The sequence below is a fragment of the Pseudonocardia sp. genome, assembly GCF_029263155.1.
Classification (GTDB): domain Bacteria; phylum Actinomycetota; class Actinomycetes; order Mycobacteriales; family Pseudonocardiaceae; genus Pseudonocardia.
In genome coordinates this window covers 32,481-58,701 of sequence record NZ_JAJCYB010000122.1, presented here as the reverse complement: position 1 = coordinate 58,701, position 26,221 = coordinate 32,481, and the positions used below count along the sequence as shown (strand labels likewise).

Here is a 26,221-nt window from a genome sequence, read left to right as displayed (position 1 = left end):
GAGAGCCCTTCGTCCGCTGCATGGCCGCGCCCGGTCCGGGTACAGGCCGACCATGGGAAGCCACCGGTCGCAGACCGCCGACGCCGTGCTCCGACGTGCGGGCCGGACCTTCGCCGACGAGGCGGGGATCCGGCTCGCCGACAAGCCCGCCCCGCTCTACCGGCTGCTGGTGCTCGCGGTCCTGCTGTCGACCCGGATCTCCAGCGGCCTCGCGGTGGACGCGGCGGCCGAGCTGACCCGCGCCGGCATGGGTACCGCGCGCCGGATGCGCGACGCGACCTGGCAGCAGCGGGTCGACGCGCTCGGTCGGGCTCACTACCGCCGCTACGACGAGAGCACCGCGACGGCGCTCGGCGACGGGGCGACCCTCGTCCTGGACCGCTACCGGGGTGACCTGCGCATGCTGCGCGACCACGCCGGGGGCGATCCGGGACGCATCCGGGGGCTGCTCGGCGAGATCCCGCGCATCGGACCGGTCGGTGCCGACATCTTCTGCCGCGAGGCGCAGGCGGTGTGGCCACAGCTGCGACCGTCCCTCGACGGCAAGGTGCTCGACGGAGCACGCCGCATCGGCCTGCCCGACGACGGCGACGGGCTCGCCGGGCTGGTGCCGGCGGGCGACCTCGCGCGGCTCGCCGCCGGCCTGGTCCGGATCGCCCTCGACGACGAGCTCGCGGCGGAGCTCGATGGGCCGGAGGCCTGATCGGCCAGGACCCGGACCGCATCGCGGGTGCGTGGGGCCTCCCGCCGGACCGGGTTGGCGGTACGGGGATCGGGTAGTCGATTGCCGTCAGCATCCGCAGCACCGAGAGGAGACGACGATGGCTGCTCGACGCCGGACCCGCGCCGACTACGAGCGTGGCCTCCCCGGCTACCACGATCCGACGGCGGGCGTCGGCGGCTCGACGCCAGGGTTGAGCGCGCTGACCCTGCGGGCCGTTCTCGCCGCGTTCGGGCTGGTGTTCTGCGTGGTCGGCGCGGTGCTGGCCGTACGGGCCGACCTGGTCTGGTTCGCCGTCGCGCTGGCCGTGGTCGGCGTCGTCGCGCTGGTCGACCTGCTGTGGATCCTGTACCGCAAGTACCGGGGGGAGCCGGGCTGAACCCGCGCGGTCGTCCGCCCGTGGTGCGATCCGGCTCCCGGACGGTGTGCCCGGCTCAGCCGGCCGGTACGCCGGGGAAGGTGCGCACGCGCGCCTGCAGCACCCCGTCGACGACGCGGGAGTCGAAACCGGGCATCGGGGCCGTGGCCGGTCCGTGCAGCACCGAGCCGTCGTCCACGCGGAAGGCGCTGCCGTGCCAGGGGCAGGTGATCGCGCCGGTGGTGCAGTCCAGCTCGCCCTCGTGCAGCGGGGCGGACAGGTGCGGGCAGCGGTCGGACCACACGTCGACGTGCTCGCCCCGGCGCACCACGAGCACCGCGGTGCCGGCGGCGTCGCGCGCCACCGGCTCCCCGTCGGGGATGTCGGCGAGCGGGCCGAGCGGCTGCCACTCCTCGGACGCGGTGTGCGGCACCGACTCGGCCTGGTTGGGCCCGAGCCCGCGGCGGAAGGACAGGTGCCCGCCCAGGTAGGCGCCGAGCCCCGCGAGCACGCCGCCGGTCAGCGACGCGGTTCGGCCGGTGCCGCCCCGCGTGCGCGTCACGAGCGCCGCGGAGTAGCAGGCGACCGCGGTGGTGTTCAGCGCCGCGTGCACGATGCCGACCCGCTGCTGCTCCTCGTGGCTGTCGGCGTAGTCGGCCCAGCCCGCGGCGACCGTGGGCACGGTGGTGGCGAGCCCGGCCGCGATCAGGGTGCTGGACTCGCGCTGCCGCCCGCCCACCGCATCGAGCAGCGACGCCGACACGAGCGACCCGAGCGTGAACTGGGCCAGCGAGGGATGCAGCGGATGGCCCAGCCACACCCCGTGCAGGGCGTCCTTGACCGCCTGGTTGCGCAGTACCCGCTGCACTGCCGTCCGGGCCGCCGCCGCCGGCCGGTCCAGCGCCCGTGCCCGCTCGACGACTGTCAGTGCTTCCGAGAGACCCATGGATCCGGAGTTGCCCGCGCGGGCGGGATCAAACACCCGAATGGACACGCCGACGGCGGGTACAGCACGGGTCATGACGGCCTCGACACCGCTGACCGCGCTCGCCCTCACCTGCACCCTCACCCCGTCGCCGGCCGAGTCGAGCACCCAGCTCATGGTCGACCAGGTGCTGGCCGCGCTGAACGAGCGGGGTGTCACCGGGCCGAGCGTCCGGCTCGTCGACCTCGACATCCGGCCCGGCGTGGACAAGGACATGGGGGAGGGTGACGAGTGGCCCGCCGTCCGCGAGCAGATGCTGGCCGCCGACATCCTCGTCGTCGCCACTCCGACGTGGGTGGGGCAGATGAGCAGCGTCGCCAACCGCGTGCTGGAGCGGCTCGACGCCGAGCTGTCCGAGATGGACGGCGAGGGACGCCCGCTGGTGTTCGGCAAGGTCGCGCTGACCACCGTCGTCGGCAACGAGGACGGCGCTCACAAGATCACCGCGGACCTGTTCCAGGGCCTCGGCGACGCGGGCTTCACCGTGCCCGCGCAGGGCGCCGTGTACTGGAACGGCGAGGCGATGACCGGCACCGACTTCAAGGATCTCGACCAGACGCCCGAGGCGGTCCGCAGCACGATCGCGACGATGACGACGAACGCCGTGCACCTGGCCTCCCTGCTGCGCGGCTCGCCGTACCCGCCGGCCTGAGATCCGCCGGATCGCCGCCGCCGGACAACGGGTACGGCGTCGCGGTCACCCGGCCGCCGAGCTGGTGCCCGATACGGGTCCCTTTCGAGATCCTCGGCGCCAGACCCGCTCCCGCCGGCAGGTCCCCGCCGTTGACCTCGACCAGGGTGGAACGAGGAACGGTGGTTGACGCCGGCCGACGCCGGAAGGCATCTGCGCAGGTCAACCACCGTTTCCGGGGCTGCTCAGCAGGTCACGAACCCGCTGGGATCAGACGTCGTAGTACAGCGCGAACTCGTACGGGTGCGGGCGCAGCCGCAGTGGGTCGATCTCGTTCTCCCGCTTGTAGGCGATCCAGGTCTCGATCAGGTCCGGGGTGAACACGCCGCCCTCGAGCAGGTACTCGTGGTCGGCCTCCAGCCGGTCCATGACCGCGGGCAGGCTCGAGGGCACCTGCGCGATGTCCTTGGCCTCCTCGGGCGGGAGCTCGTAGAGGTCCTTGTCGATCGGCGCCGCCGGCTCGATCTTGTTCTTGATCCCGTCCAGGCCGGCCATCAGCATCGCCGAGAACGCGAGGTAGGGGTTGCCCGACGAGTCGGGGCAGCGGAACTCGATGCGCTTGGCCTTCGGGTTGTTGCCCGAGAGCGGGATGCGGATGCAGGCCGAGCGGTTGCGCGCCGAGTAGACCAGGTTGACCGGGGCCTCGAAGCCGGGCACCAGGCGGTGGTAGGAGTTCACCGTGGGGTTGGTGAACGCCAGCAGGCTCGGGGCGTGGTGCAGCAGGCCGCCGATGTAGTAGCGCGCGGTGTCGGAGAGCCCGCCGTAGCCGGCCTCGTCGTGGAACAGCGGCGAGCCGTCCTTCCACAGCGACTGGTGCACGTGCATGCCCGAACCGTTGTCGCCGAACAGCGGCTTGGGCATGAAGGTGGCGGTCTTGCCGGCGTGCCATGCGGTGTTCTTCACCAGGTACTTGAACAGCATGATGTCGTCGGCCGCGTGCAGCAGCGTGTTGAACTTGTAGTTGATCTCCGCCTGGCCCGCGGTGCCGACCTCGTGGTGCTCGCGCTCCACCTCGAAGCCGCTGTTGATCATGTGGGCGACGATGTCGCCGCGCAGGTCGGCGTAGTGGTCCACCGGCGGCACGGGGAAGTACCCACCCTTGTAGTTGACCTTGTAGCCGAGGTTGCCGCCGGCCTCCTCGCGGCCGGTGTTCCACCAGCCCTCGGCCGAGTCGATGTGGTGGTAGGTCTGGTGCGGGTCGGAGCCGAAGCGGATCGAGTCGAACACGTAGAACTCGGCCTCGGGAGCCATGAACGCGGTGTCGGCCACGCCGGACGCCGCCAGGTACTGCTCGGCCTTGCGGGCGACGTTGCGGGGGTCGCGGCTGTAGGGCTCGCCGGTGACCGGGTCGTGGACGAAGAAGTTGATGTTGAGCGTCTTGTGCTTGCGGAACGGGTCGATGCGCGCGGTGGCCGGGTCCGGGAACAGGGCCATGTCGGACTCGTTGATCGCCTGGAAGCCGCGGACCGAGGAGCCGTCGAACGCGGCGCCGTCCTCCAGGATGTCGGCGGCTGTGGTGGCGGGGACGGTGAGGTGCTGCATCACGCCGGGAAGGTCGCAGAAGCGGATGTCGACGTACGCGACCTTCTCGTCACTGATGAACTTCAGGACCTCTTCGGAGTTGCTGAACACCCTCGATGTCTCCTTCGAACGACCGTAGTTGCGGGCGACGCTAGGACGGCGGTGTTGCCCGTCGGTCACTCGCTCGTTTCGCAGAGGTTAACGGGGTCACCCGGGATGTGGCGGGTCCCGTGCCGCATAGGCTGGTCACATGGCCCGCTGGATCGACACCTGGCTTCCCGGATCGAGCTCGTCACACCCTGCGGCGGGTGCCTACCCCGGGGAGCGGCTGGGGTTGCCCGCCGATGGTGTCAGCTCCGTGGCCGGGTTCGGGCGCAGGCTCGCCGCGCTGACCGTCGACTGGTTGCTGGGCTACCTCATCGCCACCCTGTTCACCGGCCCGGAGGTCGCGTCGGCGCCGTTCACCGTGCTCGGCATCTGGTTCCTGCTGACGGCCGCGCCGGTCGCGGTGTTCGGCGCGAGCGCCGGGATGACGGCCGTGGGCATCCGCGTCGCGTCGCTGGGCGGGGCGGCGGTCGTGGGGGTGCCGCGCGCGGTGCTGCGCACGGCGCTGATCGCGGTCGTCGTGCCGCCGCTGGTCCGCGACCCCGACGGCCGCGGCTGGCACGACCGCGCCACCTCCACCGTCGTCGTCCGCACCCGGGCGTGAGCGGAGCGCACACCGGCTTGACCCTCCCCGTGCGGGAGATCGGAACCTGCTGGCCATGGACATCTCACTCGCCACCGTGCCCGCCCGCGCCCTGCTCGTCGTCGACGGCCGCGGCGCCCCCGAGGATCCGGCGTTCACCGCCGCCGTGCGGGCCCTGTTCGCGGTCCGCGCCGCCCTCGGGGCCACCGACGACGTGCCGCTGGAGGGCACCTACGCCCAGGACGGGGACGCCCTGCGGTTCGACCTCGACGCCCCCGGCGGCTGGCACTGGACCCTCGCCGTGCCGGCCCCGCCCGGCCGCACCGCCGACGCCGTGAGCACCGCGGCCGCCCGGTTCGGCGCCCCGGTCGAGCTGCGCGCGCACCCGGAGCAGCGGGTGGCCCAGCTCGTGCACCGGGGCCCCTACGCCGACGAGAAGCCGTCGCTGGCCGCGCTGTACGCCCACGTCGCCGGGCGTGGACTGCGCCCGGCCGGACCGCACACCGAGGTCTACCTGACCGACCCGGGCACCACGGCGCCCGGGGACAACCGCGCCGTCCTGAGTGTCCCCGTATGGACGGGCTGATGCCGATCGGGGCGTTCGCGCGCCTGTCCGGCGCGGACGCGACGAACGGCACCCCCGTCCACCAAAAGTGGACGGAAGTGCCGTTGGTTGCGGGGCCGGGCCGTCAGCGGCGGCGGGCCGTGCGCTGCACGCTGCGCAGCTTCGCGCCGGCCGGCATGGGGCCCTTCGGCATCGCGGCCGCGCGGGACCCGAGGGCGGACAGGCGGGCCTCCAGCGATTCCATCTGGGCCGGGGAGATGTTGCGCGGCAGCTTCATGAGGTGGCGCTGCAGGCGCTTGAGCGGCACCTGCCCCTCCTCGTTGCCGACGACGACGTCGTAGATCGGGGTGGTGCCCGCCACGCGTGCGGTGCGCTTCTTCTCCTGTGCCAGCAGGCCCTTGACCCGGTGCGGGGCGCCCTCGGCGACGAAGACGATGCCGGGGCGGCCGATCACCCGGTGCACGGCGTCGAGGTGGGTGGTGCCGGCGACGGCCTGGGTGACCCGCCACTGGCCGCGGAGGTTGTCCAGCGCCCAGCCCGCGGCGCCGGGCTGCCCGTCGGCCTTGCTGTAGACGTTGCGCTGCACCCGGCGGCCGAAGATGCTGATCGCCGCGAGCGCGCCGACGGCGATGCCGATGGGGAGCAGGATCAGCCAGATGCCGAAGATCGCCCCGATGCCGACGGCGAGCGCGACGGCGCCGAGGAAGGCGCCGAGCATCCACGGGATGAGCGCCTTGTCCTCCTTGCGCTGCATCGTGAACGCCTGCCAGATCTGGCCGCGCCGTGCCTTCGCCGCAGCACGCTTCTGCTGCCGTGCTGCCTTCTTCGCTGCCTTGTCGGGCTTCCCAGCGGCCATGCGGTCCAGGATACGGGTCCGGCAGACTGCGGCCATGAGCGAGCTTGCGGGCGGACCGGCGGCGACGAACGAGCCCGCACGCGCGGGAACCGCGCTGGACACGATCATCCGCTACTACGACGGCTGCTCGGCGGGCGATGTCGACCTGATGCTCACCACGCTCGATCCGGCGGTGGTGCACTGGTTCCTCGCGCCGAACGTCGGGTCGGCGCCGGTCCACGGCGCGGACCACCTCGCGCGGTACTGGCGCAAGGTCGCCGGGATGATCGCGGCCCGCTGGGTCGTGGACCACGCCCTGGTCGGTGCGGGGGAGGCGGTGATCGAGTGGACGATGTTCTGGCGCCCGGACGGCGCCCCCGAGCGGGTGGCCACCCGCGGGGCGGAGTGGTTCACCTTCGCCACCGACGGCCGCATCCGCGAGATCCGCTCCTACTACCAGCAGCGTCCGGAGACCACGGAGCTCGACGGTTTCCCCTACGCCGACCGCGGCTACTCGCTGCCCGGGACGGAGGGCAGCGCGCTGCACGGCCGCTGACACAGTGCCCTACGGCTCGCACACAGGTTCCGGGGTCCGCACACATGGTGTGGCCTGTGTGCGGACCCGCCGGCCTGTGTGCGGGCTGCCGGGCTCGGCCGGGGAATGCACCTCGGCGGGCACCCGTTGCCGGACGGGAGGACACCCGGATGCGAGGAGGCACGATGCGGACGGCACATCTGGCGGTGGAGGTGTCCGGCTTCGGCCGGCACCCGCAGGCGTGGCGGCACGCGGGCGTCCCCCGGGAGGCCCTGCTCACCCCGGCGCACCACATCGCGATGGCCCAGCTCGCCGCGCAGGCCGGTGCCGACTTCGTCGCCCTGCCCGACTCCTTCGGACCCGATCACCTGCTCGACGCGGTGGCGGTGGCGGCGCGGGTGGCGCCCGCCGTACCCGCTGTCGGGTTCGTGCCCACCGTGACCACCACGCACACCGAGCCGTTCCACATCTCCAAGGCGATCGCCACGCTCGACATCGTCTCGGCCGGACGCGCGGGCTGGGAGCCCGCCGTGTCCCGCACCGGGGCCGAGGCCGCGCAGTTCGGGCGCAAGCCCGCCGCCCCGCCCGCCGACCTGTGGCGCGAAGCCGCCGAGGCGGTGGAGGTCGTGGTCCGGCTGTGGGACTCCTGGGAGGACGACGCGGTCATCCGGGACGCCGCCACCGGCCGCTACGTCGACCGGGACCGGCTGCACTACATCGACTTCCGCGGCGAGTTCTTCTCCGTCAAGGGCCCCTCGATCACCCCGCGCAGCCCGCAGGCGCACCCGCTGGTCGTGGTCCGGGAGGAGCCGGACTCGCTCGCCGTCGCCGCCCGCCGGGCCGACGTCGTGCGCGTCGCGGCCCCCGACCTGAACGCCGCCCACGCCGCCCGCGAGCGCGTCCGGGACGCGGTGTCGGCGGCGGGGCGCGATCCCGACGCCGTGGCCGTGCTGCTGGACGTCGAGTTCCTCCTCTCCGTCGACGAGAGCGCGGCCCGCCGCGAGCTGGACGAGCTGGGCGAGCACCCGCCGCAGACGCTGCGGATCGTGGGCGCGCCCGACGCACTGGTCGACGTGCTCGCCCAAGGTGCCGTCGACGGTGTCACGGCCGTACCCCTGGCCCTGCCGTCGGGGCTGCGCGTGCTCGCCGACGAGGTGGCGCCGCGACTGCTCGCCGCCGGGCTGCGGACGCCGCCCGATCCGGCGGCGACGCTGCGCGACCGGTTCGGGCTCGCCCGCCCGGCCAACGTCTTCGCGGGGGTCGACCGGTGACCAGCAGGCAGATGCACCTCGCGGCGCACTTCCCGGGCGTCAACAACACCACCGTGTGGAGCGACCCGGAGTCGGGCAGCCAGACCGACTTCGCCTCGTTCGTGCACTTCGCCCGGACCGCCGAGCGCGGGCTGTTCGACTTCCTGTTCCTCGCCGAGGGCCTGCGCCTGCGCGAGCACCAGGGGAAGATCCACGACCTGGACGTCGTCGGGCGCCCGGACACGCTCACCGTGCTGAACGCGATCGCCGCCGTCACCACGCACCTCGGGCTCGGCGGCACGATCAACACCACGTTCAACGAGCCGTGGGAGCTCGCCCGGCAGTTCGCGAGTCTCGACCACCTCTCCGGCGGGCGCGCGGCGTGGAACCTGGTGACGTCGTCGGACGCGTTCACCGGCGAGAACTTCCGCCGCGGCGGGTTCCTGGGGCCCGAGCAGCGCTACGACCGGGCCCAGCAGATCCTCGACGCCACCCGCGAGCTCTGGCTCTCCGACGGGCGCCCCGTGGACCACCACAGCGACCAGTTCGACGTCGTCGGCCGCTTCGGGCTGCCGCCGTCGCCGCAGGGGCACCCGGTGCTGATCCAGTCCGGGGACTCCGACGCCGGGCGCGAGTTCGGCGCCAAGACCGCCGACGCGATCTTCTCCCGGCACGGCACGCTCGAGTCCGGGCAGGAGTTCTACCGCGATCTGAAGGGCCGGATGGCGGCCTACGGCCGCGCGGAGAGCGAGATCGCGATCCTGCCGGCCACCACGTTCGCCCTCGGCGACACCCCCGCCGAGGCCGCGGAGAACGGCCACCGGATCCGCACCGCGCAGGTCGGCCCGCAGACGGCGATCGCGTTCCTGGAGCAGGTGTGGGGCCGCGACCTGTCGGCCTACGACCCGGACGGCCCGCTGCCCGACATCGACCCCGACCCGGGCGCGGAGATCACCCGCGGGCGGGTGCGGCACGAGAGGGACCCGCTCGCCGTGGCGCGGCGCTGGCGCGAGCTGGCGCGGGCCAAGGGCGGGCTCTCGATCCGGGAGCTGATCATCGAGACCACGGCGCGGCAGTCGTTCGTCGGCACGCCGAAGCAGGTGGCGCAGCAGATGGACGACTACGTGCAGGCCGGCGCCTCCGACGGCTTCATCCTGGTGCCGCACCTGGTGCCCGGCGGCCTCGACGAGTTCGTGGCGAAGGTGGTGCCGGAGCTGCAGGACCGGGGCGCCTACCGCACGGAGTACACCGGCCCGACGCTGCGCGACCACCTGGGCCTGACCGCTCCCCGGTGAGCGGGTCGACCTCGCGCAACGAACGGCACGCCCGTCCACCCGGGGTGCACGCACGTGCCGATCGTTGCGGGGTGGGGCCGCTGGGCGGCGGCTACAGCCAGCCGCGGTCGCGGGCCACCCGCGCGGCCTCGATGCGGTTGCGCACGCCGAGCTTCGTGATCGCCGTGCTCAGGTAGTTGCGCACCGTGCCCTCCGCGAGGAACAGGGTGGCGGCGATCTCGGTGTTGGGCAGGCCGTCGGCAGCCAGGCGCAGGACGTCGCGCTCGCGGTCGGTCATCGGGTCCGCGGCATCCCACGCCGCCACGGCCAGGGCCGGGTCGACCACCCGCTCGCCCGCGTGCACGCGCCGGATCGTGTCGACGAGCCGGTCGATCGGCGCGTCCTTGAGCACGTAGCCGGAGACGCCGCTGTCCATCGCCCGGCGCAGGTAGCCCGAGCGCGCGAACGTCGTGACGATGACGAACCTGGTGCGCCCTCCGCGGAGCTCGGCGGCCACGTCGAGGCCGGTGGCGCCGGGCATCTCGACGTCGGTGACCAGCACGTCCGGGTCGTGCTCGCGCACCGCGGCCAGCGCCTGCGCGCCGTCGGCGGCGGTGGCGACCACGTCGAGGTCGGGCTCCAGGGCGAGCAGCCGGGCGAACGCGCCGAGGACCATGGCCTGGTCCTCGGCGAGGACCAGCCGGATCGCGTCCCCGCTCACGTCGCCACCGCTGCCGGCAGCGCGACGACGACCGCGGTGCCGTCCCGGGCCAGTCGCTGCACCGAGCCGCCGAGCGCGGCGATCCGCTCCCGCATGCCGGTGAGGCCGTTGCCCTCCCGGCCGCCGCCCCCCACACCGTCGTCGGCGACCTCCAGCTCCACCTGCCCATCGGTGAAGCGCAGCGCCACCGTGCAGCGGCGGGCGTGGGCGTGGCGCACGACGTTGGTGACGGCCTCGCGCAGCGCCAGCGCGAGCGCGGTCTCCGCGGACGGCGTGAGCACCAGCCCGTCGTCACGGGTGATCACCAGCTCCACCCCGCCGGCGGCGAGCGCGTCACGGGCGACGGCCAGCTCGTCGTCGACGGAGAGCCGGCGCCAGCCCGAGACGGTGGTCCGGACCTCGGCGAGCGCGTCGCGGGCCATCGTCTCCACCACCGCCATCTCGGCCACCCCCTCGTCGCCGCCGAGGCGCTGGGCGAGCTGGGCGCGCACGACGATGCCGGTGAGGGTCTGGCCGAGCACGTCGTGCAGGTCGCGGGAGATCCGCTCCCGCTCGGTGAGCGTGGCCAGGTGCTCGACGCGGGCGTTCTCGACGCGCAGGCCGGCCGCCTCGCGCTGCTGGTCGGCCTCGTCCATGCAGGCCAGCCCGACGATCCAGAGCGTGACCAGGGGCGGCGCGATGCTCAGCAGCAGGTACGGCGGCGGCGCGGTGGAGACCAGCGCGGCGAATCCCACCAGCGCGGTGAGGCCGCCCAGCCAGGCCGTGGCCGCCCGCCGGGTGAGCAGCGTCCCGGCCGCCGCCGCGGCGTAGACGAAGAACACCGTGCCGCCGGAGTTGACGGTGACGACGAGCACCCCGAGCGCGGCGATCAGCGCGGGGCTCCAGTGGCCGGGCAGCGGCGGCCGCAGCCCGTTGCGCACGGTGAACGCGAGGAACAGCACCGCCGACCCCGCGGCCACCGCCCAGTGCAGCGCCCCGGCATCGGGGTCGAAGGCCGGTTGCAGGAACAGGTAGCCGAGGAACAGCAGGTACCACAGCGACGCCCCCCGCCACCGCCGCTCCCGGCTCATACCCGCAGTTTACGGTAGGCGAACCCGGCCGCGGCGGCGCCGACGGCGGTGGTGGCGAGCACCGCCACCAGGTGCCCGATCGCCGGCGCACCGGTCAGCTGGGCCTCCGCGAGCCGGGCCAGGTGGAACGTCGGCAGGAACGGTGCGATCGTTCGGATGAACCCGGGCATCAGCTCCAGCGGCACCCACAGCCCCGACGCGAGCACCATCGGGAAGAGCACCGCGTTGAGGATCGCCGCCGTCGCGCCCGAGGTCGCCACGAACCCGACGGCCACCCCGAACAGCGCGAACGGCAGCGCGCCGACCAGCAGCACGGCCACGAGCCGCAGCCAGGTGTCGAGGTCGAGCACCGGTCCGGCGAGCAGCAGCGACACGGCGCTGATCGCGAGCACCACCCCCAGCGCGTAGGGCAGCGCCGCCAGCACGCGGGCCGCCAGCGTGACCGGCAGCGGCGTCGCGGAGACCATCTTGACGCGCAGCCAGCCGCGGTTGCGGTCGTCGGCCACCCCGATGCCGGGGTTGAGCAGCATCACCGACACGACGCCGAACGTGCCGTAGGTGGCCAGTGAGGTCGCCGCGAACGGCAGGCCCGCGCCGGGGTCCTGCCCGCGGCCGAAGATGGAGGTGAACAGCGCGTAGAAGCCGACGGGCATCAGTACGGAGAAGAACAGCGCCGCCGGTTCGCGCAGGATCGCGCGCAGGCCCTCGCCGACCTCGACGCGCAGCACCGCGGTGGTGCTCACGCCGGAACCTCCTCGTGCACGGTGGGCTCGCCGGTCAGCGCGACCAGGGCCTGTTCCAGCCCGGCCCCCTCGACCCGCAGGTCCGCGACGGTGTGGTCGGTGGGGAGCCAGGCGCGCAGGACCTGCTCGGGCTCGGTGGTGCCCAGGCGGACGCGGTCGCCGTCCCGGCGTACGGAGGCGACACCGGGCAGGGCGCGCAGCGTGGCGTCGTCGAGCGCCGTGCGGGCGGTGATGGTGCGGTCGGTGAGCAGCGCGGTGAGCCCGGCCGGGGTGTCGGAAGCGACGACGCGACCGCGGTGCAGGACCACGACCCGATCGGCCACGGCCGCGGCCTCCTCCACGATGTGCGTGGTCAGCACGATGCCGACGCCCGCGTCGCGGCGTTGGGCGAGGTTGCGCCAGAACGCGCGGCGGGCGGCGACGTCCAGCCCGACGGTGGGCTCGTCGAGCAGCAGCAGCGCGGGGTCGCCGACCAGCGCCATCGCGAGCGCCACCCGCTGCTGCTGCCCGCCCGACAGCTTCCCCGCCCGGCGGGGCCGCAGCTCGGAGATCCCGACCTCGGCCAGCACGGGACCCGCGGCCGCCGCGGGCCGCCCGGCCCGGACCGCCGCACCCCGCACCAGCTCCCCGACCGTCTCGGTGCGCGGGAAGCCCATCTCCTGCTGGACGACGCCCAGCCGCCGCCGGGTCGCCGCCCGGCGCGGATCGGTGCCGCACACGGCCACCTCGCCCGCCTGCCGCGCGAGCAGCCCCGTGGCCAGCCCCACCAGCGTCGTCTTGCCCGCGCCGTTGGGGCCCAGCAGCGCGACGCACTCGCCCGCCGCCACCGTGAGGTCCACCCCGTCCAGCGCGGTCTGCGCCCCGTAGCGGTGGTGGGCGCCGCGGATCGCCAGCACGTCGGTCATGGCCACAGCCTGCCGCGCCGTGCCCCGGCCCGGCAGTGCGCCCGGTCAGCGCTGCGGGATGACAGACGTCATGCGGACCGGCACGCCGACGTTGCAGCAAGGCCACCTTCATGCAGTCTCGTTGCGTGAAGGTGGCCATGCTGCAACTCGGGTGCCGGCCCGCCGGGCACACTGCTCCCCGTGGCCGAACGTGTCCTGACCGCCCCGGAGCTCAACCGGGCCGTGCTCGCGCGCCAACTGCTCCTGGAGCGCTCGCCGCTCACCCCGGCGCGGGCGGTGGAGCGGGTGGCCGGGCTCCAGACGCAGTACGCCCCCTCGGGTTACGTGGGTCTGTGGTCGCGGCTGGCCGGGTTCCGGCGGGCCGACCTGACCGACGCCCTGCTGGCGGGGCGGGTCGTGCAGGCCTGGGTCATGCGCTGCACCATCCACATGGTCTCGGCGGCCGAGTACCGGCCGATGACCGAGGCCGTGCGGCGGCCCCGGCGTCGGCTGTGGGTCCCGCCGGCCGGGCTGGACATGGCGCGCGTCGTCGACGCGGTCCGCGGGTACCTGGCCGCCGGCCCGCTCACCCAGGCCGAGCTGCAGCGGTCACTGGCCGCCGACGGGTTCCCGCGCGACACCTGGCGGGGGGTGCAGCTGTTCGTCGACCTGGTCCGGGTGCCGCCCGCGGGCACCTGGGAGCGACCGCGGGCCCACGTCTACGGCCTCGCCGACACCTGGCTGCGGCGTGCCGCACCCGTCACCGAGGAGGCCGGGCGCGAGCTGCTCGCGGCGCGCTACCTGCGCGGTTTCGGGCCGGCGTCGGCCAAGGACATCGGGTCGTTCTGCGGATGGAACCTCACCGAGGTGCGCGAGGTGCTCGCGCGGCTGGAGCTGCGCCGGTTCCGCGACGAGGCGGGCGGCCTGCTGGTCGACGTGCCGCGGGCGCCGCTGCCACCCGCCGCCACCCCGGCGCCGGTGCGGTTCCTCGGCCCGTGGGACGCCACGCTGCTGGTGCACGCGCGGCGGGCCCGGATCCTGCCCGAGGCCCACCGACCGCGGGTGTTCGCCACGAGCATGCCCCAGTCGGTGCCCACGTTCCTCGTCGACGGCCAGGTGGCGGGCACCTGGCGCCACACCGACGGGCGGGTGAGCTGGGAGGCCTTCGACGAACTGCGGCCGGCCGCCCGTGCCGAGGTCGACGCCGAGGCCGAGCGTCTCGGCGCCGAGCTGTACGGACCGGACGAGGTGGGCGCTACCCGGCGACCTGGCTGACCCGCCGCTCGCTGCCGTTGACCTGCCGGACCAGGCGCTCGATCGGCAGCGGCCGGTCCCGGGTGACGGTGGCCGCCGCCACCGCGGGCAGCGCGACGAACGGGAACTGCTGGTCGAGCCGGGCCACCCGCGCGCACACCTCGTCGCACAGGGCCAGCACCCGCTGCTCGGACCACGACGGGAGCACCAGCAGGAAGTCCTCGCGGCCCAGCCGCACCAGGCGGTCGACGGGGTCGAGCAGCTCCGCCACCGCCCGCGTGACGCCCTGCAGCGCCGCGAGCTCGGCGCGCAGCCCGTACCGGCCGCGCAGGTCGGCGACACCGGGTACCCGCAGCAGCACCAGCCCGACCGGGAGCCCGGCGCCGAGCCCGGTCGTCCACCGCTGCAGGAACGCGGCGGTGAACAGGCCCGTGCGGGGGTCGCGCTCGGCGGCGTCGCCCGGGTGCTCCGAGGCGACGTGCGCGGTCGAGGCGTCCAGGCGTGCCTGCAGCCCGGCGCGCTCCCGCACGGCGACGTCGACGCGCTCGGCGAGGAACGCCAGCGGGACGTTCCACCACCTCTGCTCCCTGGGCTCCGACGCCGCGAGCACGGCGTGCAGGACCTCGTCGATCGCCGTGACCGTCTCCGCGGGCAGGCGCAGCTGTGCCCGCATCCGCAGCACCTCGCGGTAGGCGTCGGCGCGGCGGAACGACCAGTTCCCGACGAAGCGGCGGCCGTCCTCCAGGGTGTGCGCGCCCTCGTCGACGGTCTCCTGGTCGACGGCCACCAGGGTGGCGCCGCCGCCCGGGCCCAGCACGGTGACGCTCCACTCCCGGGCCAGCTCGTCGTCCTCGGGCAGCAGGACGTGCCGGACCCCCGGCGGCAGCTGCGGCGGGAAGTCCTCGACCAGCGCGACGAGCGTGACGGTGCTGCGCGCGGCGATCTGGCGGTAGACCTCGGACTCGCGCTGGAAGTAGGACAGGCGCTGGAACATCGCGATGACGACGAGTGGGCTGCCCGGGTCGGCGGCCAGGGCGAACCGCTCGATCGCGTGGGAGAGCTCGACGAGCACGCGCTTGCCGAACGTGGCGCCGTCGGAAGCGGACATGACGTCGGACAGTAGCCCCTCGACTACGCCTCACCACTCGGCCGATCGGGTCTACGTCCGTTCGGGGGCGCGGCGGCTAGGGTGCGGGCATGGGGGACCGCGCGGCCGGCACGATCGAGGACGGCGCCGCCGAGGTGCGGCCGCGCGGCACCGGGGAGGTCGACCATCCGGAGACGGGGAGCGGGCTTACCGCCGTCCGCGCGCTGCGCGCCCCGACCGTCGTGGAGGCGTGATGACCGAGCCCGTGCTCGTCGAGCAGGACGGCTTCGGCGTCCGCACCCTCACCTTCAACCGCCCCGAGCGGCGCAACGGCTGGGCCGACGACATCGAGGCCGCCTACTACGCGCGGCTCACCGAGGCGGCAGGCGACCCGGGGGTGCGCGCCGTCGTCGTCACCGGGGCCGGGTCCACGTTCTGCCCCGGCGCCGACATGTCCCGGCTGGGCGGCCTCGGGTCGGAGGGCGCGACGCTGCCGCACCGGTCGGTGGACGTGCCGCGGCGGTTCCCGAAGCCGCTGATCGCCGCGATCAACGGAGCGTGCGCGGGCGTCGGGCTGGTGCAGGCGCTGTTCTGCCATGTCCGTTTCGCCGCCGACACCGCCCGGTTCTCCACCGCGTTCGCCCGCCGCGGACTCGTCGCCGAGTACGGCATCGCCTGGACCCTGCCGCGGTTGGTCGGCGTCGAGAACGCCCTCGACCTGCTGCTCTCGGCCCGGGTCTTCGACGGCCGTGAGGCGCGGGAGCTGGGCCTGGTCAGCCGCGTGCTGCCCCGGGACGACGTGCTCACCGCCGCCCAGACCTACGCCGCGGACCTCGCCGTGCACTGCGCGCCACGGGCGATGGCCGTCATCGCGGCGCAGGTGCTCGACGAGCTCGACGCCCCGTTCGGCGAGGCGCTGGAGCGCTCCTACTTCCACGTCGACCGCTTCATCGGGGGGCCGGACCTGCGCGAAGGCGTGGCCTCGTTCCGGGAGAAGCGGGCGCCGCACTTCCTGCCACTGGAAAGCTGACCCCCCTCCCACCCCCGATCCGACACCTCGGAGGCACGAGCAATGGAGCACGGACAGTTCCGGGTCGCGGTCATCGGCGCCGGGCCCTCGGGGCTCTACGCCGCGGCGGCCCTGCTGGCGTCCGGTGAGCCGGTGAGCGTCGAGGTACTCGACCGGCTGCCCGCACCGTACGGGCTCGTCCGGTACGGGGTGGCGCCCGACCACGTGAAGATGAAGTCGGTGATCCGGGTGCTGCAGCGCCCGTTCGACCCGGCCCACGTCGAGTTCCTGGGCGGTGTGCGGGTGGGTGAGGGCGGCATCGGTCTCGACGAGCTGCGTGAGCACTTCCACGCGATCGTGCACGCCACGGGGTCGTCGGTGGACCGCGAGCTCGGCGTGCCGGGGGAGGGCCTGGCGGGCTCGCTGGGCTCGGGCGCGTTCGTGAGCTGGTACTGCGGGCACCCCGATTTCACCCAGGTGGACCCGCCGCTGGACCACCCCGGCGTGGCCGTCGTCGGGGCCGGGAACGTGGCGCTCGACGTCGCCCGCGTGCTGGCCAAGACCGCCGACGAGATGGCGGAGACTGACGTCCCCGGCCCGGTGCTCGACGCGCTGCGCGACAGCGCCGTCCGCGACGTGCACGTGCTGATCCGCCGCGGCCCGCAGCACGTCCGGTTCACGCCGGCCGAGCTGAACCAGATCGGCGACCTCGCCCACGCCGACGTGCTCGTGCACGACGACGGCCTGCTCGCTGCGGGCGTCGAGGAACCCGCGGAGCGGCGGCAGAAGCAGAACCTCGCGATGCTCACCGAGTGGACCGGGAACGCCGCGGGCGATGCGCCGCGGCGGGTCCACCTGCGGTTCCTGCGCACCCCGGTACGGCTGCTCGGCGAGGACGGGCGGGTGTCCGGGGTGGTCGTCGAGCGCAACGAGATCACCGAGGACGGCCGCGTGCGCGGGACCGGGGTCCTGGAGACCCTCGACGTCGGCCTCGTCGTGCGCGCGATCGGCTACGCGGGCGAGCCGATCCCCGGCCTGCCGTTCGACGCGGCCACCGGCACCGTGCCCAACGAGGCGGGCCGCGTCGTCGACGGGGGCGTGCCGGTGCCCGGCGCCTACGTCACCGGCTGGATCAAGCGCGGCCCCACCGGCGTCATCGGGACGAACAAGGGCGACGCAGGTGAGACGGTCAAGGCCGTGCTGGAGGACCTGCCGACGCTCCCGGCGCCCGCCCACCCGGAACCGACGGCCCTGCGGTCGGCGCTGACCGCGCACGGCATCCGTCCGGTGGACTGGACGGCGTGGCTGCGCCTGGACGCCGAGGAGGTCCGCCGCGGCGGGCAGCGCGGCGCGGAGCGGGTGAAGGTCGCCGAGCTCGCGGAGATGTTGGATGCGGCGCACGGTGCGCAGGCCACCTGAACGCCGGTCTCACGCGCCGGTCACGGGTTAGCCTGGGCCGTGCGCTCGCTGCTGCTGTCCCGCCGTGACCTCGACTTCCTGCTCCACGACTGGCTCGACGTCGGCGCGCTGACCTCCCGGGAGCGCTACGCCGAGCACTCCCGGGAGACCTTCGACGCCGTCCTCGACCTCTCCGAGCGCGTGGCCGCCGAGCACTTCGCCCCGCACAACCGGGCCGCCGACACCCGCGAGCCGGAGTTCGACGGCGAGCGGGTGCAGATGATCCCGGAGGTGGCCAAGGCGCTGGAGGTGTTCGCCGGCACCGGGATCCTCAGCGCGGCCATGGACGAGTCGGTGGGCGGGATGCAACTGCCGCAGGCCGTGGCGCAGGCGTGCTTCCTGTGGTTCCAGGCCGCCAACGTCGGCACGGCGGCCTACCCGTTCCTCACGATCGCCAACGCCAACCTGCTGCTCGCGCACGGCTCGCCGGAGCAGATCGACACCTGGGTGGGCCCGATGCTGGAGGGCCGGTTCTTCGGCACGATGTGCCTGTCCGAGCCGCAGGCCGGTTCGTCGCTGGCCGACATCACCACCCGCGCCGAGCCCCGCGGCGACGGCACGTACCGCCTGTTCGGCAACAAGATGTGGATCTCCGGCGGGGACCACGACCTGAGCGAGAACATCGTGCATCTGGTGCTGGCGAAGATCCCCGGCGGCCCGGCGGGGGTGAAGGGCATCTCGCTGTTCCTGGTGCCGAAGATCCTCGCCGACGGGCGGCGCAACGATGTGGTGCTCGCCGGTGTGAACCACAAGATGGGCTATCGCGGCACCGTCAACACGCTGCTCAACTTCGGCGAGGGGAGGTACCGGCCCGGCGACGAGCCGGGAGCCGTCGGCCACCTGGTCGGGGAGGAGCACCGTGGGCTGGCCTACATGTTCCACATGATGAACGAGGCGCGCGTCGGTGTCGGTGGGGGAGCGGCGGCCCTGGGCTACACCGGCTACCTGCACGCCCTGGACTACGCCCGCAGCCGGGTGCAGGGCCGCCGCGAGGGGCAGCCGGTGGCGATCGTCGAGCACCCCGACGTCGCCCGGATGCTGCTGGCCCAGAAGGCCTACGCCGAGGGTGCGGTGGCGCTGGTGCTCTACTGCGCCCGCCTGCTCGACGAGCAGCGCACCGCGGCCACCGCGGAGGACCGCGGCCGCGCACTGCTGCTGCTCGACGTCCTGACCCCGATCGCCAAGAGCTGGCCGTCGCAGTGGTGCCTGCACGGCAACGACCTCGCGATCCAGGTGCACGGCGGCTACGGCTACACGCGCGAGTACGCCGTCGAGCAGTTCTGGCGCGACAACCGGCTCAACGCGATCCACGAGGGCACCCACGGCATCCAGGGCCTCGACCTGCTCGGCCGCAAGGTCGTGATGGACGGTGGCGCGGGGCTGCGGCTGCTGCTGGACACGATCTCGGCCACCGTGACCACGGCCCGCGCGGTCGGTCTCACCACCGAGGCCGACGCGGTGGACGCGGCCGCCTCCCGCACCGCCGAGGTCACCGCCGCGCTGTGGGCCGCGGGCGACCCCGCCGTCACGCTGGCCAACTCCTCGGTCTACCTGGAGGCCGTCGGGCACGTCGTCGTGGCGTGGATCTGGTTGGAGCAGCTGGTGGCGGTGGGCGACCGGACGGGCGACTTCTTCGACGGCAAGCGCGCCGCCGCGGCGTACTTCCTGCGCCACGAGCTGGCCCGCACCGGCCCGCAGTTCGTGCTGCTGGAGAGCCTGGACCGCACCACCCTCGACGTCCGCCCGGAATGGCTCTGAGTGCGTGCAGCCCGCCGCTGTCGCACACGCTGCGGTCGGTCGCACAGGCAGCAGCGTGTGCGATCGGCCGAAACGCGTGCGAGCGCGGGCTTGCCGGTGCTCAGCAGGGTTCGACCGAGATCACCGCGGGCAGCGTGCCCATGCGCTCGGCGAACGTGGCGGACTCGGTGCTGGTCAGTGAGACCGTGCAGGTGACCGAGCTGTAGGGGACGCCGTCGCGCACGTCGGCGGTGAAGTCCCGGACCGGGTAGCCGCTGGCGCGCAACGCGTCGCCGACGCGCAGGATGCCCTCCATGCCGCCGGTGGTGACGATCTCGTGGCGGCGGGCGACGCGAGGGGTCCAGGTGGTGCGGGGGGCCCAGGACGGGCGGGTGGCAGGGTCGAGAACGGTCATGATCGGCTCCGGGGTTCCGCGGGTGACGGGGAACCGAGCCAGGCCTCGGTGACGGGGGTGAGGCGGGGACGCGCGCCGGCAGCCTGGCTCAGCCGACGCGCGGCCGTACGGCCGCGTCGAGGGCGAGGGCTGCGTTACGCATGAGTAGCACTCTAGCGGGTCGGCCCGGACGCGCGAAAGGGCCCCGCCGATCATCGGCGTGGCCCTTTCGGGTCAACGGGCGGTGATCAGTCCTCGACGTCCTTCGGCGTGCCGGCCAGCTCCCGCGTGCCGTGTCGCTGCGCCTCCTCGGCGGCGGCACCGTCGTGCCGCGCCTTCTCCAGTGCGAGGGTCTCCTCGCGGGGGTCGGGGGTGAGCAGCGAGCCGGGCACCGGCTGCCCGCCCATGCCGAGCTGGTTCATCCGCTTGGGCACCGGGGCACCCTGGTAGGCGAGCGGGATCGGGTGCCCGTGGGCGTCCACCCCGGCGAGGGGCTGGTGCACCTCGATGAACTCGCCGTGCGGCAGGCGCTTGATGATGCCGGTCTCGATGCCGTGCTCGAGCACCGCGCGGTCGCCCTTCTGCAGGCCCAGGCAGATCCGGTAGGTCACCCAGTACGCGATCGGCGGCAGGATCAGCAGGCCGATCCGGCCCGCCCAGGTGGTGGCGTTGAGCGAGACGTTGAAGAACAGCGCGATCCAGTCGTTGATGCTGCACAGCACCAGCCACACGTAGGTGGTGACCGCCATCGCGCCCAGCGAGGTGCGTACCGGGGTGTCGCGGGGCCGCTGCAGCAGGTTGTGCAGCGCGGTGTCCTTGGTGAAGCGTCGCTCGATCCAGGGGTAGGCCCCCGCGATGACGAACAGCACCGGCAGGAACGCCGCGGTGGCCCAGAACGCCGCCGGGATCGTGTAGTCGCCCAGGTAGATCTCCCACGGCGGGAAGATGCGGCCCATCCCCTCGCTGAACAGCATGTACCAGTCGGGCTGGGACCCCGCGGAGATCTGCGACGGGTTGTAGGGCCCCAGGTTCCACACCGGGTTGATCTGCAGCAGACCGCCCATCAGGCCGGTGACGCCGACGGTGACGGCGAAGAAGGCGCCGCCCTTGGCCGCGAAGGCCGGCAGGATCCGCACGCCGACGACGTTCTTCTCGGTGCGCCCGGCCCCCGGGAACTGGGTGTGCTTCTGGTACCAGACCAGCCCGACGTGCACGGCGATGAGGGCGAGCAGGATGCCCGGGATCAGCAGCACGTGCACGATGTAGAGCCGCGGGATGATCTCGGTGCCCGGGAACTCCCCGCCGAACAGCGCCCAGTGGGTCCACGTGCCGATCACCGGGACCGTCAGCGTGATGCCCGAGGCGATCCGCAGGCCCACGCCGGAGAGCAGGTCGTCGGGCAGCGAGTAGCCGGTGAACCCGGCGAACGTGCCGATGAACAGCAGCAGCACACCGATGACCCAGTTGGCCTCGCGGGGCTTGCGGAACGCCCCGGTGAAGAACGTGCGCAGCATGTGGGCGACCATCGCGGCCATGAACAGCAGGGCCGCCCAGTGGTGGACCTGCCGGACGAACAGGCCGCCGCGCACCTCGAAGGAGATGTCGAGGGTCGACTCGTAGGCCCGGGTCATGTGCAGCCCGCGCAGCGCGTCGTAGGACCCGTCGTAGGTGACCTCGGCCATCGAGGGGTCGAAGAACAGCGCCAGGTAGGTGCCCGACAGCAGCAGGATGATGAACGAGTACAGCGCGATCTCGCCCAGCATGAACGACCAGTGGGTGGGGAACACCTTGTTGAACTGCTTGCGCATCCCCGCTGCGGGGTGGTACCGCTCGTCGACGCCGTTCAGGGCGCCCGCCAGTGCGGCGTTGCCGCCGGAGCTGGTCGGTGTGGTGATCGAACTCATGATCTCCGCTCCCAGAAGGCCGGTCCGACGGGGTCCATGTCCTGGAGGGCGACGAAGTAGCCCTCCTCGTTCACTGTAATCCGAAGTTGCGGCAACGACCTGGTGGCCGGACCGAAGATGGGCCGCGCGTACTCCGTGGCCAGGAACTGCGACTGGTGGCACGGGCACAGGATCCGCTGGCTCTGCGCCTCGTAGAGCGAGGTCGGGCAGCCCAGGTGGGTGCAGAGCTTGGAGTAGGCCCAGTAGTCGCCGTAGTTGAAGCCCTCCCGGCCGGCACGCTGGACCACCGGCGTGCCCGGCCGCAGGCGGATGAGCATGACCGGGTTGTCCGAGCGGCGCAGGGCGTGCAGCAGTGCCTCCTCGTCGCCGCGCTCGGACTCCCGGAACGGGAACACCGTCTCCATCGATCCCGGATCCTGGTCCTCGGGACGGACCAGGGAGATCTCCTCGGGGTTGCCGGTGTCGCGGCGCAGGTAGACGGTCTCCCCGTCGACGGGGCGCCAGCCGGTCGTCCACAGCGCGGCCTGGTCGCCGCCCTCCCACGGGTCGCGCACCAGCGGCGCGATCGCGGCGACGGTCAGGCCGAGCCCGAACACGCCCGCCGCGCCACCCGCGGCGCGGGTGATCAGCTTGCGGCGGCCGATCGTGGTGTCCTGCCCGGCCTTGACGAGCTGGGCCGTCACGGTGCGGCGGGCCAGCTCGTCCGAGGCGCCGTCGTGGCGCTGCTGGACCGACACCTCGTCGGGGAAGAACTTCTTGACGTAGGCGATCACGCCGACGCCCAGCGCCAGCACGGCGAGGCCGAAGGTGCCGCCGATGACCGGCGTGTAGAGCACGTAGACGCCGTAGCCGGGATCGGTCGGCGGGACGTACTCGTAGGGCCAGAACACGAAGGCCAGCAGGAACGCCAGCCCCGAGACCGCGGAGATGACGAACCACAGCGCGACGGCACGCTCGGCGCGCTTCTCCGCGCGCGTACCCGGGATCGGGAACTTCGGCTGGTTGTGCACGATCTCGACGTCGTCGAGGTTCGCGGCCAGGGTGGCGAGCTCGTCGGTCGTCATCTCGTCGAGCTCGGCCGCGGTGGGGCGCCGGGGGGCGTCCCCGTGGGCCTGGTCGGAGTGCGAGAGGGTCATGACTTGGCTCCCAGCCACAGGGCGACGCCGATCAGGCCGGTGAGGCCCACGATGAACACGATCAGACCTTCGGCGGTCGGGCCGATGCCGCCCAGCGCGTTGCCGCCCGGACCTGCGACGTCGCCCGACACCGACGTGACGTAGGCGATGATGTCCCGCTTCTCCTCCGGCGTGAGCTGCCGGTCGGAGAACTTGGGCATGTTCTGCGGTCCGGAGAGCATCGCGGTGTAGATCTCGGTCTCGGACGCGGCGTCGAGGTGCGGGGCGAACTTGCCCGACGACAGCGCCCCGCCGCGACCGGTGAAGTTGTGGCACGAGGCGCAGTTGAGCCGGAACAGCTCCCCGCCGCGTGCGAGGTCCTCACCGCGGAGCGCGGTGCCCTCCTCGGCCGGCGTGACCGGGCCGCCGCCGTTGGCCTGGATGAAGGCGCCGAGCGCGTCGAGGTTGGCGCGACCGACCTCGGTGTCGGGGTCGAACTCGGGCCGGGGGGGCTTGCGGATGGCCTGCGCCTCCTGGCGCGCGAGCGGCATGCGCCCCGTGGCGACCTGGAAGTACGTGGCGGCGTCGCCGACGCCGATCAGGCTCGGCCCGCGGTCGGTGACCCCCTGCAGGTTCGCGCCGTGGCAGGTGATGCACGCGTTGTTGTAGAGCTCCTGGCCCTGGGCGATCAGCGCGGCGTCGTCCTGCGCGTGCGCGACCTGCGGCGCAGGTGCCAGGGCGGTGTAGAGCCCGCCCGCCGCGACGAGGCCGACGCCGAGGGCCATCGCCCCGGCGATGCGGCGGCGGAACCTGGTCCGCGCGCCGCGCTTCTTCGGTGTGGTGGTCATCGTCGCGCCTTCGGATCGTTCGGCATGGCCTGGCATCTCGGGATGTGGCATGTCAGCGGATGAAGTAGATGACGGCGAACAGGCCGACCCACACCACGTCGACGAAGTGCCAGTAGTACGACACGACGATCGCGGCGGTGGCCTGCTGCGGGGTGAACTTGCTCAGCTTCGTCCGGATGAGCAGGTACACGAACGCGACCAGGCCGCCGATCACGTGCAGGGCGTGGAACCCCGTGGCCATGTAGAAGACGGTGCCGTAGGCGCTCGAGGCGAGCGTGGTGTCGTGGTCGAGCACGAGCACGCTGTACTCGTAGGCCTGGCCGATCACGAACGCCGCCCCCATGACCAGGGTGAGCAGGTACCACCGGCGCAGGCCGAACACGTCACCCCGCTCGGCGGCGAACACCCCGAACTGGCAGGTGAACGACGACGCCACGAGGACGATCGTCACCGCCAGCGCGTACGGGACATTGAGTTCGGTGGGCGGCGGGGGCCACTCACCCTGTGCCTGGGCGCGCGCGGTGAAGTAGATCGCGAACAGCCCGGCGAAGAACATCAGCTCGCTGGACAGCCAGACGATCGTGCCGACGCTGACCAGGTTGGGCCGGTTCAGCGAGTGGATGCGCGCGCTGATGTTGGGAGCCGCTGTCGTCACACCGAGCATTATGACCCCAGACCAACTTCTACAGCCTGTCGGGGACCCCGGCGGTTCGTGTCGGGCTCGCCACGGCCCTCCTCTAGAGTTCGCGTCGTGAACAGCCCCGCCGTGCCCGAGGCCCAGAAGGCGTCCCTGACCGTGCTGGTGTTCAGCCACCGGCCCGAGGTCCGCGAGGCCATCACGATGGCCGTCGGACGGCGGCCCGCGCCCGATCTCGGCCGCATCACGTTCGTCGAGTGCGGCGGGATCGCCGAGGTGCTCGTGGCCGCCGACTCCGGCTCGGTCGACCTCGCGATCCTCGACGGGGAGGCCCAGCCCACCGGCGGCATGGGCGTCTCCCGCCAGCTGAAGAACGAGATCGTCGACTGCCCGCCGATCGTCGTGACGGTCCGCCGCCGCGACGACCGCTGGCTCGCCACCTGGTCGCAGGCCGACGCGGTGCTGGTGCACCCGCTCGACCCGCTGACCGCCGCCGAGACCGTGGCCGAGGTCCTGCGCCGGACGCAGGCGGATCTCCCCGCCGTCCGTGGCTGACCCGGCCCCCGGGCCCGCGCCGATCACCTGGCCGGCTCTGCTGGGCAGGCTGATCCGCGGCGAGGACCTCGCCGCACCGGAGACCGCCTGGGTGATGGAGCGTGTGCTCTCCGCGGAGGCCACCCCCGCACAGCTCGCCGGGTTCCTCGTGGCGCTGCGGGCGAAGGGGGAGACGGCGGCCGAGATCACCGGGCTCTCCGAGACGATGCTCGCGCACGCGAGCCGGTTCACGGTCCCGGTGCGCGCCGTGGACGTCGTCGGAACGGGGGGCGACCAGGCGCACACCGTCAACATCTCGTCGATGGCCGCCGTGGTGGTGGCCGCGGCGGGTGCGCCGGTGGTCAAGCACGGCGGCCGCGCGGCCTCCTCGGCCAGCGGCACGGCCGACGTGCTGGAGGCGCTCGGGATCGCCATCGACCTGCCCGCCGCCGGGGTGGCCGCCTGCGTCGCCGAGACCGGCATCGGGTTCTGCTTCGCGCCGGTGTTCCACCCGGCGATGCGTCACACCGCGGGGCCGCGGCGCGAGCTCGGGGTGCCCACGGCGATGAACGTGCTGGGCCCGCTGAACAACCCGGCCCAGCCCGCGGCCGCGCTGATCGGCTGCGCGTTCCCCACCATGCTGCCGGTGGTGGCCGACGTGCTCGCCGCTCGCGGCACCTCCGCACTGGTCGTGCGCGGCGACGACGGTCTCGACGAGCTCACCACCGCCGGGACGTCGACGGTGCGGGTCGTCACAGGCGGTCGGGTGCGGGTGGAGACGGTGGATCCCGCCGTTCTCGGCCTGCCCCCGGCCACCCGCGAGGACCTGCGCGGCGGGGACGCGGCCGTCAACGCCGCGGTGTTCCGCGCCGTGCTCGCCGGTGAGCGCGGGCCGGTCCGCGACGCGGTGCTGCTCAACGCGGCCGCCGCCATGGTGGCGTTCGACGGTCCCGGGCCGTCGCTGGCCGACGACCTGGCCGCCGCGCTGCCCCGGGTGGCCGAGGCGATCGACTCCGGGGCCGGGGAGCGGCTGCTGGCACGGTGGGCCGAGGTGTCCTCGGGGTTGCGGGCCGGCTGACCGAGCCCGGCCCGCGCGGCCGGTCGTGAGCCGGCGCGGTTGGCGCGGTTCGGTCGGGCGCGCACCCGGTCCGGCGATCACGTGCGGGTGGCGGGTCCCGGTGGGTGGCGGGTCCCTGTGTGTCGCGGTCCCCTGTGTCGCGGGCCCGCGCCGGCGGGCACGGTGGGCGCCGGTGGCTGTGGACCGGCGACCCATGATCGACGGAGGGGAACCCGGAGACGTGGCCGAGCGCGCTGCGTGTTCCGAACCGCCGATCATCGCCGGCCGAACGAGGGTAGGCAGCCGGCCCGAGGCGGTCGTCGGCCCGTGCCCGCCGCCCACACCG

At 73.6% G+C, this 26,221-nt stretch carries 28 protein-coding genes; 15 read left to right on the top strand and 13 right to left on the bottom strand.

Features of this window, described 5'->3' with window-relative positions; translation table 11 throughout:
* Positions 1 to 52 precede the first annotated feature (52 nt).
* Both Q1K26_RS26405 and Q1K26_RS26400 read left to right on the top strand, forming a co-directional pair.
* Complete coding sequence (locus tag Q1K26_RS26405; RefSeq protein ID WP_300018792.1) at positions 53 to 703, top strand: endonuclease; 651 nt, start codon at positions 53 to 55, stop codon at positions 701 to 703.
* Positions 704 to 821: 118 nt separating this feature from the next.
* Complete coding sequence (locus tag Q1K26_RS26400; protein ID WP_300018789.1) at positions 822 to 1,100, top strand: DUF6343 family protein; 279 nt, start codon at positions 822 to 824, stop codon at positions 1,098 to 1,100.
* A gap of 55 nt (positions 1,101 to 1,155) precedes the next feature.
* Here Q1K26_RS26400 and Q1K26_RS26395 read toward each other — a convergent pair whose 3' ends face one another.
* Positions 1,156 to 2,100: a Rieske (2Fe-2S) protein gene (locus tag Q1K26_RS26395; protein WP_300018786.1), complete on the bottom strand. Its 945-nt coding sequence runs from the start codon at positions 2,098 to 2,100 to the stop codon at positions 1,156 to 1,158.
* Here Q1K26_RS26395 and Q1K26_RS26390 point away from each other — a divergent pair.
* Positions 2,099 to 2,716, top strand: coding sequence for an NAD(P)H-dependent oxidoreductase (locus Q1K26_RS26390; protein ID WP_300018783.1), 618 nt, complete (start codon positions 2,099 to 2,101; stop codon positions 2,714 to 2,716). The two genes, Q1K26_RS26395 and Q1K26_RS26390, sit on opposite strands and share 2 nt — an antisense overlap.
* 249 nt (positions 2,717 to 2,965) lie before the next feature.
* Here the strand turns inward: Q1K26_RS26390 and glnA are convergent, their stop codons facing one another.
* Positions 2,966 to 4,387: a type I glutamate--ammonia ligase gene (gene glnA, locus Q1K26_RS26385; protein ID WP_300018780.1), complete on the bottom strand. Its 1,422-nt coding sequence runs from the start codon at positions 4,385 to 4,387 to the stop codon at positions 2,966 to 2,968.
* A 139-nt stretch (positions 4,388 to 4,526) separates the two neighbouring features.
* Here glnA and Q1K26_RS26380 point away from each other — a divergent pair, with 139 nt between their 5' ends.
* Both Q1K26_RS26380 and Q1K26_RS26375 read left to right on the top strand, forming a co-directional pair.
* Positions 4,527 to 4,985: an RDD family protein gene (locus Q1K26_RS26380; protein ID WP_300018777.1), complete on the top strand. Its 459-nt coding sequence runs from the start codon at positions 4,527 to 4,529 to the stop codon at positions 4,983 to 4,985.
* A gap of 55 nt (positions 4,986 to 5,040) precedes the next feature.
* On the top strand, positions 5,041 to 5,550 hold the full coding sequence (locus Q1K26_RS26375; RefSeq protein ID WP_300018774.1) for a GyrI-like domain-containing protein: 510 nt from the start codon (positions 5,041 to 5,043) through the stop codon (positions 5,548 to 5,550).
* A gap of 103 nt (positions 5,551 to 5,653) precedes the next feature.
* Here Q1K26_RS26375 and Q1K26_RS26370 read toward each other — a convergent pair whose 3' ends face one another.
* Positions 5,654 to 6,385 carry a DUF4191 domain-containing protein gene (locus tag Q1K26_RS26370; protein ID WP_300018771.1) on the bottom strand — a complete coding sequence of 244 codons (732 nt, stop codon included), beginning with the start codon at positions 6,383 to 6,385 and terminating at the stop codon, positions 5,654 to 5,656.
* A 34-nt stretch (positions 6,386 to 6,419) separates the two neighbouring features.
* Here Q1K26_RS26370 and Q1K26_RS26365 point away from each other — a divergent pair, with 34 nt between their 5' ends.
* From Q1K26_RS26365 to Q1K26_RS26355, 3 genes are all read left to right on the top strand, one after another.
* A complete protein-coding gene (locus Q1K26_RS26365) occupies positions 6,420 to 6,920 on the top strand; it encodes a nuclear transport factor 2 family protein (RefSeq protein ID WP_300018768.1) in 501 nt (166 codons plus the stop codon).
* A 164-nt stretch (positions 6,921 to 7,084) separates the two neighbouring features.
* Positions 7,085 to 8,170, top strand: a complete 1,086-nt coding sequence (locus Q1K26_RS26360; protein WP_300018765.1) for an LLM class flavin-dependent oxidoreductase — start codon at positions 7,085 to 7,087, stop codon at positions 8,168 to 8,170.
* Between the two features lie 11 nt (positions 8,171 to 8,181).
* On the top strand, positions 8,182 to 9,444 hold the full coding sequence (locus Q1K26_RS26355; protein ID WP_300018907.1) for an LLM class flavin-dependent oxidoreductase: 1,263 nt from the start codon (positions 8,182 to 8,184) through the stop codon (positions 9,442 to 9,444).
* A 91-nt stretch (positions 9,445 to 9,535) separates the two neighbouring features.
* On the opposite strand, the gene Q1K26_RS26350 is transcribed toward Q1K26_RS26355, so the two are convergent.
* From Q1K26_RS26350 to Q1K26_RS26335, 4 genes are read right to left on the bottom strand one after another with little or no spacing between them, the layout of a single operon-like run.
* A complete protein-coding gene (locus Q1K26_RS26350; protein WP_300018762.1) occupies positions 9,536 to 10,144 on the bottom strand; it encodes a response regulator transcription factor in 609 nt (202 codons plus the stop codon).
* Positions 10,141 to 11,214: a histidine kinase gene (locus Q1K26_RS26345; RefSeq protein WP_300018759.1), complete on the bottom strand. Its 1,074-nt coding sequence runs from the start codon at positions 11,212 to 11,214 to the stop codon at positions 10,141 to 10,143. Before Q1K26_RS26345 ends, Q1K26_RS26350 begins: the two co-directional genes overlap by 4 nt.
* Entirely contained in the window at positions 11,211 to 11,957 is a 747-nt protein-coding gene (locus Q1K26_RS26340; RefSeq protein WP_300018756.1) for an ABC transporter permease, read from the bottom strand. Before Q1K26_RS26340 ends, Q1K26_RS26345 begins: the two co-directional genes overlap by 4 nt.
* The gene (locus Q1K26_RS26335; RefSeq protein ID WP_300018753.1) at positions 11,954 to 12,862 is read right to left on the bottom strand and encodes an ABC transporter ATP-binding protein; all 909 of its coding nucleotides are present in this window, start codon (positions 12,860 to 12,862) and stop codon (positions 11,954 to 11,956) included. Before Q1K26_RS26335 ends, Q1K26_RS26340 begins: the two co-directional genes overlap by 4 nt.
* Before the next feature lie 180 nt (positions 12,863 to 13,042).
* On the opposite strand from Q1K26_RS26335, the gene Q1K26_RS26330 reads away from it, so the two are divergent.
* Positions 13,043 to 14,116 carry a winged helix DNA-binding domain-containing protein gene (locus tag Q1K26_RS26330; protein ID WP_300018750.1) on the top strand — a complete coding sequence of 358 codons (1,074 nt, stop codon included), beginning with the start codon at positions 13,043 to 13,045 and terminating at the stop codon, positions 14,114 to 14,116.
* Here the strand turns inward: Q1K26_RS26330 and Q1K26_RS26325 are convergent.
* Complete coding sequence (locus Q1K26_RS26325; RefSeq protein WP_300018747.1) at positions 14,097 to 15,203, bottom strand: DICT sensory domain-containing protein; 1,107 nt, start codon at positions 15,201 to 15,203, stop codon at positions 14,097 to 14,099. The two genes, Q1K26_RS26330 and Q1K26_RS26325, sit on opposite strands and share 20 nt — an antisense overlap.
* A gap of 89 nt (positions 15,204 to 15,292) precedes the next feature.
* Here Q1K26_RS26325 and Q1K26_RS26320 point away from each other — a divergent pair, with 89 nt between their 5' ends.
* The 4 genes from Q1K26_RS26320 to Q1K26_RS26305 are packed head-to-tail and all read left to right on the top strand — an operon-like array spanning position 15,293 to position 19,407.
* Positions 15,293 to 15,436 carry a hypothetical protein gene (locus Q1K26_RS26320; protein ID WP_300018744.1) on the top strand — a complete coding sequence of 48 codons (144 nt, stop codon included), beginning with the start codon at positions 15,293 to 15,295 and terminating at the stop codon, positions 15,434 to 15,436.
* Positions 15,436 to 16,212: an enoyl-CoA hydratase-related protein gene (locus tag Q1K26_RS26315; RefSeq protein ID WP_300018741.1), complete on the top strand. Its 777-nt coding sequence runs from the start codon at positions 15,436 to 15,438 to the stop codon at positions 16,210 to 16,212. The genes Q1K26_RS26320 and Q1K26_RS26315 overlap by 1 nt, the downstream gene beginning before the upstream one ends.
* Before the next feature lie 42 nt (positions 16,213 to 16,254).
* The gene (locus tag Q1K26_RS26310) at positions 16,255 to 17,610 is read left to right on the top strand and encodes an FAD-dependent oxidoreductase (RefSeq protein ID WP_300018738.1); all 1,356 of its coding nucleotides are present in this window, start codon (positions 16,255 to 16,257) and stop codon (positions 17,608 to 17,610) included.
* 39 nt (positions 17,611 to 17,649) lie between these two features.
* Positions 17,650 to 19,407, top strand: coding sequence for an acyl-CoA dehydrogenase (locus Q1K26_RS26305; RefSeq protein ID WP_300018735.1), 1,758 nt, complete (start codon positions 17,650 to 17,652; stop codon positions 19,405 to 19,407).
* Between the two features lie 100 nt (positions 19,408 to 19,507).
* Here Q1K26_RS26305 and Q1K26_RS26300 read toward each other — a convergent pair whose 3' ends face one another.
* The 5 genes from Q1K26_RS26300 to Q1K26_RS26280 all read right to left on the bottom strand — a co-directional run bounded on the left by Q1K26_RS26300 (position 19,508) and on the right by Q1K26_RS26280 (position 24,311).
* The gene (locus tag Q1K26_RS26300) at positions 19,508 to 19,801 is read right to left on the bottom strand and encodes a hypothetical protein (protein WP_300018732.1); all 294 of its coding nucleotides are present in this window, start codon (positions 19,799 to 19,801) and stop codon (positions 19,508 to 19,510) included.
* Between the two features lie 227 nt (positions 19,802 to 20,028).
* Positions 20,029 to 21,684: a ubiquinol-cytochrome c reductase cytochrome b subunit gene (locus Q1K26_RS26295; RefSeq protein WP_300018729.1), complete on the bottom strand. Its 1,656-nt coding sequence runs from the start codon at positions 21,682 to 21,684 to the stop codon at positions 20,029 to 20,031.
* A complete protein-coding gene (locus Q1K26_RS26290) occupies positions 21,681 to 22,820 on the bottom strand; it encodes a ubiquinol-cytochrome c reductase iron-sulfur subunit (RefSeq protein ID WP_300018726.1) in 1,140 nt (379 codons plus the stop codon). The genes Q1K26_RS26295 and Q1K26_RS26290 overlap by 4 nt, the downstream gene beginning before the upstream one ends.
* Positions 22,817 to 23,647, bottom strand: coding sequence for a c-type cytochrome (locus Q1K26_RS26285; protein WP_300018723.1), 831 nt, complete (start codon positions 23,645 to 23,647; stop codon positions 22,817 to 22,819). The genes Q1K26_RS26290 and Q1K26_RS26285 overlap by 4 nt, the downstream gene beginning before the upstream one ends.
* A 52-nt stretch (positions 23,648 to 23,699) precedes the next feature.
* On the bottom strand, positions 23,700 to 24,311 hold the full coding sequence (locus Q1K26_RS26280) for a heme-copper oxidase subunit III (RefSeq protein ID WP_300018720.1): 612 nt from the start codon (positions 24,309 to 24,311) through the stop codon (positions 23,700 to 23,702).
* A gap of 87 nt (positions 24,312 to 24,398) precedes the next feature.
* Between Q1K26_RS26280 and Q1K26_RS26275 the strand changes: the two genes are divergently transcribed.
* Both Q1K26_RS26275 and trpD read left to right on the top strand, forming a co-directional pair.
* Positions 24,399 to 24,839 carry a hypothetical protein gene (locus tag Q1K26_RS26275; protein ID WP_300018717.1) on the top strand — a complete coding sequence of 147 codons (441 nt, stop codon included), beginning with the start codon at positions 24,399 to 24,401 and terminating at the stop codon, positions 24,837 to 24,839.
* The gene (gene trpD / locus Q1K26_RS26270) at positions 24,832 to 25,896 is read left to right on the top strand and encodes an anthranilate phosphoribosyltransferase (protein ID WP_300018714.1); all 1,065 of its coding nucleotides are present in this window, start codon (positions 24,832 to 24,834) and stop codon (positions 25,894 to 25,896) included. The genes Q1K26_RS26275 and trpD overlap by 8 nt, the downstream gene beginning before the upstream one ends.
* Positions 25,897 to 26,221: the final 325 nt, after the last annotated feature.